We start from the raw sequence: 7,009 nt of genomic DNA, 5'->3' as shown, positions 1-7,009 counted from the left end.
CCGCCCCCCCCCCCGGCGCTCTAGGACCAATGTGGGGGGCGGGCGCGGGTTGTTCGCCGGGCGCGGGCAGGCGTATTCCGGGAGAGACACGCACCGACCTCGCGCCGCTCGCGCGGCCTGACGGGGTCCGTGCATTCTCCTCCCGAGACGTGTCGCGACTTGGCGTCTCTCTCCGGATGGAGGGAGACGCCCTTCCCTCTCCGTCACACCCGTCGAGAGCCGCGCCGCGCCGCGGATGGCGGCGACGCGCGGGCGAGCCGATCGGCGCTCCGGATGGATCGCTCCCGCCCGCAGAGGCGGCCGGGAGGTGTGACGACGGTCGGGCGATCCCGGTTCTCGGCCGCGCCGGACCGGATAGGTGTTCCTGCGTGACAGCCCTCCGGATCTGCCTTCGGAGAAGCACACCCCTCGACTCTCGGACAAGACGCCGGTTCGCGCGCCCGATCGTCCGCTAATCCGCGGCAGGGCCGCCCTGAGGGAGAGCGGGGAACGGCATCCAGTCCGTGAAGGCGTCCGTCGGATAGCCGTACTCGGTCGTCGCGACGTGCCACGGCCGATCGTCGCTGATCCGGCTCGGATCCCAACGCACGACCGCCCGGCGATCCGGCTCGTGGCGGCTGATCGCGATGATCCAGCGGCCATCCTGAGGGGCCCGGTCCATCGGTCGCCAATCGTACATGCCGCGCTCCTGTTCGGCTGGACACCTGCCTTTCAAGCACCTCCGACCGCTCTCGGGTTCCTGGCCGCTCCGTTCCTTTGAGCGAGCCTCCTGCGCTGAGGCCCCGCTCAGCCTCGAGCGACCGCCTCGGCTTCGCGTCGGCTCAGCTCACCCTCGACGGGGCAGTCGGTGCAGGCCTCGTAGTCGCACAGCCGGCAGATCGCGTAGGCGTGATCGAGGTCGGCGACGAAGCCGCGCAGCAGCTTCTCGGCCAGATCCCCGAACGTCTGCCGTTCCTGCATCGTCAGCGTCGTCAACGCGCGGGTGATCGCGCCGTCCCGCGAGGTGATGATGGCCCGGCACGTCGCTTCGCCCGCAGGCGTCAGGCGGAGCGCCACCGCACGGCGATCCAGTCGAGACGGCTCTCGGACCACCAGCCCGTCGTCCGCCAGCCGATCGACCAGCCGCACGGCGCCCGGATGAGACAGCCCGAGCGAGCGGCGCAGCCGTTCGATCGGCAGTCCCGGCTCATGCCCGAGAAGGGCCAGCGCCGCGGCGGCAGGCCCCGCCTCGGGGGCCTGCGCCTGCGCCTCACGCAGCATGGCGTCGGCCAGAGCCAGCGCCAGCGCACCGATCACGTTCTCGCGTCGCGCATCCATGTCGGAAAAATATATGCGCGACGCATAGACCGCAAGCGGGCCTTCCGTTATATGCTTCGCGCATATATCAGGGAGCCTCCACCATGCCCTCCTCCACCCGCCACGTCGCGAGCGTCGTCATGGCAGCCCATGATCACGCCGGGACCGTCACCAGAGCCGGCCGCGCCGTGGCGCTCGCCGGTGTCGTCCTGCCGCTCTTCCTGATCGGCATCCTCAAGTTCACGCAGATCGAGATCGATGCGCTCAAGCCCGTCATCGGCGGCACGCCGTGGCTGGCATGGCTCTACCCCCTCTTCGGCGAGGCCGGCGCGTCCTACCTCCTCGGCACCGTCGAGATCATCACGGCCGCCCTCTTCGTCGCCTCGCCCTGGTCGGCTCGCGCCGGTGCCATGGCGGGCACGATCGGGACGCTGACCTTCGCGGTGACCTGCTCGACCCTGCTCGCACTGCCGATCTGGGAAGGGCCCTCGGGCGGCTTCCCCTGGCTCAACGGCCTGGGCGCGTTCCTCATCAAGGACGTGGCGCTCCTCGGCATCAGCATCGTGGTGCTCGGCGAGAGCTTCGCGCGGATCGATGTCCCTCGAAGCATGGGCGACGGCCTCGCTGGCCGGTCGATATGAGGCGCCTGCCGCCCTCTTCTCACGAACTCGGCTTGCGTGCGTCGCGCTCGGCCGCCTCGCGGAGGAGGTCGGCGGCGCGACGCTCCTCCTCCTCCAGCGATCCGGGCTCCGGTGCGGTTTCAGGAGTGGCCCGCATTCCATGGTCGTCAGGCTTCTTGCTGCCGGACCGTGCGGCCGCCTCAAGGCCTTTGACCATCTCCGGTTGCTGCCCGCCGGGATCTCGGGTGACTGACTCGTCCGCCATGGCGCTCACTCCCGTTGCGAGGCATCGATCGCCTTCTGGGCGATCAACTCTCGGGAGAATCGCAGGTTCGGGTTGACCGACGCGTGGGGCGGCAGGGATCGCACCCCGTCTCGCGGTCAAAGCCTCGCCATCAAGCGGCTCCGGCTGGTCCTCATGGCCGCCATGTGGGGCGACATGCTGGGCGCCAGCACGTCGCCGGCGGAGCTTTCCGTTCGGGGGCGGCACGCTGGCCGCACCGGATACGCCGACGCAGGTCCCTGCTCGTCAACTCAGAATGAGCCTTGCCGTCCTGATGGCGACCCAGCCCAGGCACGCCGTCCAGACCGCATCCAGCCCCTCGAGGAAGAGATCGTATTCACGCCGGGCCAGCGACTTCATCTTGGTCGCGCGCCGCTTCAGCCGCCGTACGTTCACATTTTTCATCTGCGTGCAACCGCTTCGATAACGCTGATAGAGACAAATTAATGCGTATTTACGAGAATTAATAGCCGTTAGTTTTTCCTGCGAAGAATTAATACTAATGAATGCTTAACTCGGGTTTGGGGGTCGACCGCTTCACGGCAAGCCACACCGGCGATGCCGGATGCGCCGGCGCATGAGGTGTCGCGCGAGCACCGGGGCGGCGGGTCGGATTCAGGGAGGGATCGGCGAGAATGCGTCCAGCCCGCGTTCGTCCTCCTTGATGAGGATGACGGCGGACGTGGAGCAGGATCCGGCCGCGCTGCCATCGGATCCTGCTCCAGCTCTTTGATACCGACGCGCTCCCTGCGACGAACCGGTGGCCGCTTCGTCGAAAACCGCTCTAGGTCGGCTTCATCGGCTGATCGGGAGGCGTGTCGCGCGAGCGCCCGTCATAGCCTTCCATCCACTCCTCTCGCTCCTCGCTGTCGATCGGGTATGGGCATCCATCTCTCGGCCGGCCCTGCTGACGCGCACGCGCGCCCTCGGCCGTCGGATCAACCGCCGGGATCGTCGGATCGGGGTCGCTGGTCGACATGCGCACGCTCCGGACTTCATGGGCATGGTGTGGATCAGGGCGCCAGGAGGATCTCCGACAGATCGAGCACCTTGGCCTGCTCGGCTTCGGTCTTGGGTGTCGGCGGCGGCGCCGCCTCCAGGGCGCGTCGGACCTCCTCGAGAACCGCCTCCCGCAGGCCGGGATCGCACTTCGTCAGCTCGCGAAGGAGGGACGTCACGACGCATTCGAGGGCACTGATGCGCGCTTGCGCGTCCGCTTCGAAGGACAGGGGTGCGGTCATCTCGGGCTCCGTGGCGGCTCGCTTGTGCCATGCTAGCCCGAAGCGCCGGCTTTCCGCAGCCTCGTCTCCGGCCGGTCGCCGCGATGACAGGGCGATCGGCGCCTATTTCAGCCGCAACGACGTCTGATACATCTCCTGATCGAACCACGTCTCGGCTTCGCGTTCGGCCCCGATGGGCGACTCGAATTGCAGATATTTCTCGTGGCCGTTCTTTGCGAGCCAGCTTCTGAACTCGGAATAATCCCCGTGATCCTCGGTCGGGGACTGCCTGGACTGCTCTGCCGCCCACTGATTGCACAGGAAGCGGATGGCCTTCTCTGCCTCGTCGCTGGTCATTCAGCTGACCTCATCTCAGGTAGCCCCGGGGCTTGAGGTGTTCGAGAGCCCAAGCTCAACGCAGATGGTACGCGATCCACGCGGCACAGAGCACCGCAAGAACGACCAACAGCCAGCGCACGAGCGAAATCAAGACGTTTCTCCCCCGCGGCCCCGTCCGCCGGCGTGCAGATGGTCGCGGAGCCGGAGCGCCGGCAGGCGCAGGCCGCGGCGGCATCGCGCGGGGTCCTCATGGCCGCGTGAACGAATGCCCGAGCCGGGTCCTTCGACACCGCGACGACCCCGACGGTGATCGTCGCTGAGCCTGATCCGACGGGCCGGACATGGACCGCCCAAGGCAGCATCTCGGGCGGCATCCGCGGGTTCGCTGTCGGCCTGGGCGGCTGCACCGGCTCGGCGCATTCAGAACAGGTGTCTGGCGGAGAGGGAGGGATTCGAACCCCCGATGGACTTGCGCCCATGCCGCATTTCGAGTGCGGTGCATTCAACCACTCTGCCACCTCTCCGAGGTGGGGCGCGCCTCCGCGGCCGGATCGGTCGATCAGGCCTGGCGTGAGGGCGTCCCGCGCATGCCCCCGCGCGACGGCGGGGGGCGTGGTCGACGGCGTGCTCATACCGAGCGGCGGCTGCGGTGTCCACCGGAAAACGCGGCCGCCGGACCGGGGACGACCGCAGTCAGTAGGCCCGGCTGCCGAGGTAGTAGATTGCGGGGCGCTGGCGGCGGTTGAGGGGGCCTTCGCTCACCGCGTCGCCGTAATAGCCGAAGCCGGTCGGGCCGAAGGCGCCGCCGTTCAGCACCGAGGCGACCGGCACCGCCCGGATCGGCACCAGGGGGGCGCCGCTGCGCGGCGCGTAGGGGTCGATCTGCAGCACGACCGGGCCGCGGGCCGCGGCGCGCGCGTAGATGTCCTGGGGCGGGGCTTCGGGCCGCACCCGCACCGCGAGCGGCGCGTCGGGACCCGGGGGAAGGCCCTGCGCGGCGGCCGGACCGGTGAGCAGGAGCGCGGCGAGCGCGGGAGCGGAGTGGCGGAGCACGGGCATGGACCCTTCCAGGAACCCTTCGCGGGAGGCAGTGCCGGCTCAACGCGCGGGGCGCGCGAACCGTTGCCGTCCCGGGCTCATCCCCGGCTCCCGGGCTCAGCCCCGGCTGCGGATCACCACCTCGGGCTCGCGCCGCACCGGCTCGCAGTCGGTCCAGTAGGCGTTCAGCACGGTCGGCTTCGAGCGGCAGCGATACGCCTCGTCAGGGCTTGGTGCCGGCACGGGATCGCGGGCGACGATCGGGTTCGGCGCGCAGGCGGCCGGGGCGAGGACCGCGAGCGCGAGACCGACGATCTGCAGCGAACGACGCATGGGGAACCCGGGCCTGGAGAAGCGACAGCGTGGCCGCAACCCTGACGCCGCCCCCGCCCCGGATCAAGCCGCGCGGGCCGCGGCGGGCCGCCAGGCGGGGTCTTTCCCCCAGCCCTGTCACCCCCCGGCCACAACCTGCGCGGGGGATGGGGCGGCCGGTTGCGAAGGCGCGCGGCGCCTACACGGCCTTCTGCAGCGGCACCACGTTGTGCAGGGTGCGCTCCGCCCCGTCGAAGAAGCGGCGGATGTTGCGGGCGGCCTGGCGGATGCGCTGCTCGTTCTCGACCAGCGCGATGCGCACGAACTCGTCCCCATGCTCGCCGAAGCCGATGCCCGGCGCCACCGCCACGTCCGCCTTCTCGACCAAGAGCTTCGAGAATTCGAGGCTGCCGAGCCCCCGGAATTTTTCCGGGATCGGCACCCAGGCGAACATCGAGGCGGAGGGCGCGGGAATCGTCCAGCCGCACTTCTGGAAGGAATCGACCAGCGCATCGCGCCGCCGCCGGTAGGTGGCGCGCATCTCGTGGATGCAGGCCTCCGGCCCGTTCAGCGCCGCGGTGGCGGCGACCTGGATCGGCGTGAAGGCGCCGTAATCGAGGTAGGACTTCACGCGCGTGAGCGCCGCCAGCAGCCGCTCGTTGCCCACCGCGAAACCCATGCGCCAGCCCGCCATCGAGAACGTCTTCGACAGCGAGGTGAACTCCACCGTCACGTCGATGGCGCCCGGCACCTGCAGCACGGAGGGCGGCGGGCTGGCGTCGTCGAAGTAGACCTCCGCGTAGGCGAGGTCCGAGAGCAGGATCAGGTCGTGCTTCTTCGCGAAGGCCACGAGGTCGCGGTAGAAGTCGAGCGAGGCGACGTAGGCGGTCGGGTTCGAGGGATAGCAGACGACCAGCGCCACGGGCTTGGGGATCGAGTGCTGCATCGCCCGCTCGGCCGCCGGGAAGAAGGCGGGCGTCGGCTCGGCGGGCACCGAGCGGATCACGCCCCCCGCCATCAGGAAGCCGAAGGCGTGGATCGGGTAGCTCGGGTTGGGCACCAGCACCACGTCGCCCGGCGCGGTGATCGCCTGGGCCATGTTGGCGAAGCCCTCCTTCGAGCCCAGCGTCGCCACGACCTGGGTCTCGGGGTTGAGGGTGACGCCGAAGCGGCGCTGGTAGTAGCCGGCCTGGGCGCGGCGCAGGCCCGCGATGCCCTTCGAGGCCGAGTAGCGGTCGGTGCGCGGCTTGCCGGCGGTCTCGACCAGCTTCTCGATCACGTGGCGCGGCGCGTCGAGGTCCGGGTTGCCCATGCCGAGATCGATGATGTCGGCCCCGTTGGCGCGGGCGGCGGCCTTGATCCGGTTGACCTGCTCGAAGACGTAAGGGGGCAGTCGCTTGATGCGGTGAAAGTCGGTCATCGGCCGGATCCTGATCGGCGCCGCCTCCCGGGGCGCCCGTCGCGTCACACGTCGCGGGCGGCCGCGGCCGCCCGAGCCGTCCTGCTTAGCCCCGTTCGGGCGGAAGCGGAATGCCCGGTAAGGCGAATTGCGGGCCTCTCAGCGCGCCTGCGTCGTCCCGCCCACCTTGGCGGCGTCCCGCCCGCGCGCCTCGTTGCGCTGGCGGCTCGCGTCGAGGTCGGCCTCCAAGTCCTTCACCCCCGCGGCCGACTTGGCCCGGATCGGCCGCGGCGGCGCCGAGACGCCGACCGGCAGGAAATCCTCGCCCTCGCGCCGCGAGCGCGCGACGAAATCCGGCGCCGTCGCGGGGGGCGGCGCGATCCCGGCCGCCTTCGCGGCCTCGCGCACCGGGTTGCCCCCGTCGAGGACGCAGCCGCCGAGCGTCAGGGCGAGACCGGTCAGGGCCGTGAGGGTGAGGGTGCGCATGGCGACGGAGAAAACC

General features: G+C 70.1%; 12 protein-coding genes and 1 tRNA gene. 1 reads left to right on the top strand and 12 read right to left on the bottom strand.

The window, feature by feature from the left end:
- Positions 1-451 precede the first annotated feature (451 nt).
- Positions 452-679: a hypothetical protein gene (locus ACKUB9_RS23110; RefSeq protein WP_407527248.1), complete on the bottom strand. Its 228-nt coding sequence runs from the start codon at positions 677-679 to the stop codon at positions 452-454.
- A gap of 107 nt (positions 680-786) precedes the next feature.
- Positions 787-1,317, bottom strand: a complete 531-nt coding sequence (locus tag ACKUB9_RS23105) for a MarR family winged helix-turn-helix transcriptional regulator (protein ID WP_407527251.1) — start codon at positions 1,315-1,317, stop codon at positions 787-789.
- Between the two features lie 83 nt (positions 1,318-1,400).
- Here ACKUB9_RS23105 and ACKUB9_RS23100 point away from each other — a divergent pair, with 83 nt between their 5' ends.
- Positions 1,401-1,937: a DUF417 family protein gene (locus ACKUB9_RS23100; RefSeq protein WP_407527254.1), complete on the top strand. Its 537-nt coding sequence runs from the start codon at positions 1,401-1,403 to the stop codon at positions 1,935-1,937.
- 19 nt (positions 1,938-1,956) lie between these two features.
- Here ACKUB9_RS23100 and ACKUB9_RS23095 read toward each other — a convergent pair whose 3' ends face one another.
- The 10 genes from ACKUB9_RS23095 to ACKUB9_RS23050 form a co-directional block, all read right to left on the bottom strand.
- Complete coding sequence (locus ACKUB9_RS23095; protein ID WP_407527256.1) at positions 1,957-2,181, bottom strand: hypothetical protein; 225 nt, start codon at positions 2,179-2,181, stop codon at positions 1,957-1,959.
- 264 nt (positions 2,182-2,445) lie between these two features.
- Positions 2,446-2,604, bottom strand: coding sequence for a hypothetical protein (locus tag ACKUB9_RS23090; protein WP_407527259.1), 159 nt, complete (start codon positions 2,602-2,604; stop codon positions 2,446-2,448).
- Positions 2,605-2,983: 379 nt separating this feature from the next.
- Complete coding sequence (locus ACKUB9_RS23085; RefSeq protein ID WP_407527262.1) at positions 2,984-3,178, bottom strand: ribosome modulation factor; 195 nt, start codon at positions 3,176-3,178, stop codon at positions 2,984-2,986.
- Positions 3,179-3,212: 34 nt separating this feature from the next.
- Positions 3,213-3,440: a hypothetical protein gene (locus tag ACKUB9_RS23080; RefSeq protein ID WP_407527265.1), complete on the bottom strand. Its 228-nt coding sequence runs from the start codon at positions 3,438-3,440 to the stop codon at positions 3,213-3,215.
- 102 nt (positions 3,441-3,542) lie between these two features.
- A complete protein-coding gene (locus ACKUB9_RS23075) occupies positions 3,543-3,776 on the bottom strand; it encodes a hypothetical protein (protein ID WP_407527268.1) in 234 nt (77 codons plus the stop codon).
- 416 nt (positions 3,777-4,192) lie between these two features.
- Positions 4,193-4,282, bottom strand: a tRNA-Ser gene (locus ACKUB9_RS23070).
- 169 nt (positions 4,283-4,451) lie between these two features.
- The gene (locus ACKUB9_RS23065) at positions 4,452-4,817 is read right to left on the bottom strand and encodes a hypothetical protein (protein WP_407527270.1); all 366 of its coding nucleotides are present in this window, start codon (positions 4,815-4,817) and stop codon (positions 4,452-4,454) included.
- 96 nt (positions 4,818-4,913) lie between these two features.
- Positions 4,914-5,129 (bottom strand): hypothetical protein, encoded by a 216-nt coding sequence (locus ACKUB9_RS23060; RefSeq protein ID WP_407527273.1) that lies wholly within the window; start codon positions 5,127-5,129, stop codon positions 4,914-4,916.
- 178 nt (positions 5,130-5,307) lie between these two features.
- Positions 5,308-6,528 carry an LL-diaminopimelate aminotransferase gene (locus ACKUB9_RS23055; protein WP_407527276.1) on the bottom strand — a complete coding sequence of 407 codons (1,221 nt, stop codon included), beginning with the start codon at positions 6,526-6,528 and terminating at the stop codon, positions 5,308-5,310.
- A gap of 138 nt (positions 6,529-6,666) precedes the next feature.
- The gene (locus tag ACKUB9_RS23050; RefSeq protein ID WP_407527279.1) at positions 6,667-6,993 is read right to left on the bottom strand and encodes a hypothetical protein; all 327 of its coding nucleotides are present in this window, start codon (positions 6,991-6,993) and stop codon (positions 6,667-6,669) included.
- Positions 6,994-7,009 lie beyond the last annotated feature (16 nt).

This window comes from Methylobacterium oryzisoli (genome assembly GCF_046557895.1).
Classification (GTDB): Bacteria; Pseudomonadota; Alphaproteobacteria; order Rhizobiales; family Beijerinckiaceae; genus Methylobacterium; species Methylobacterium oryzisoli.
Note: the sequence above shows the minus strand (reverse complement) of the source record. Positions and strands in the feature narration are given on the sequence as shown.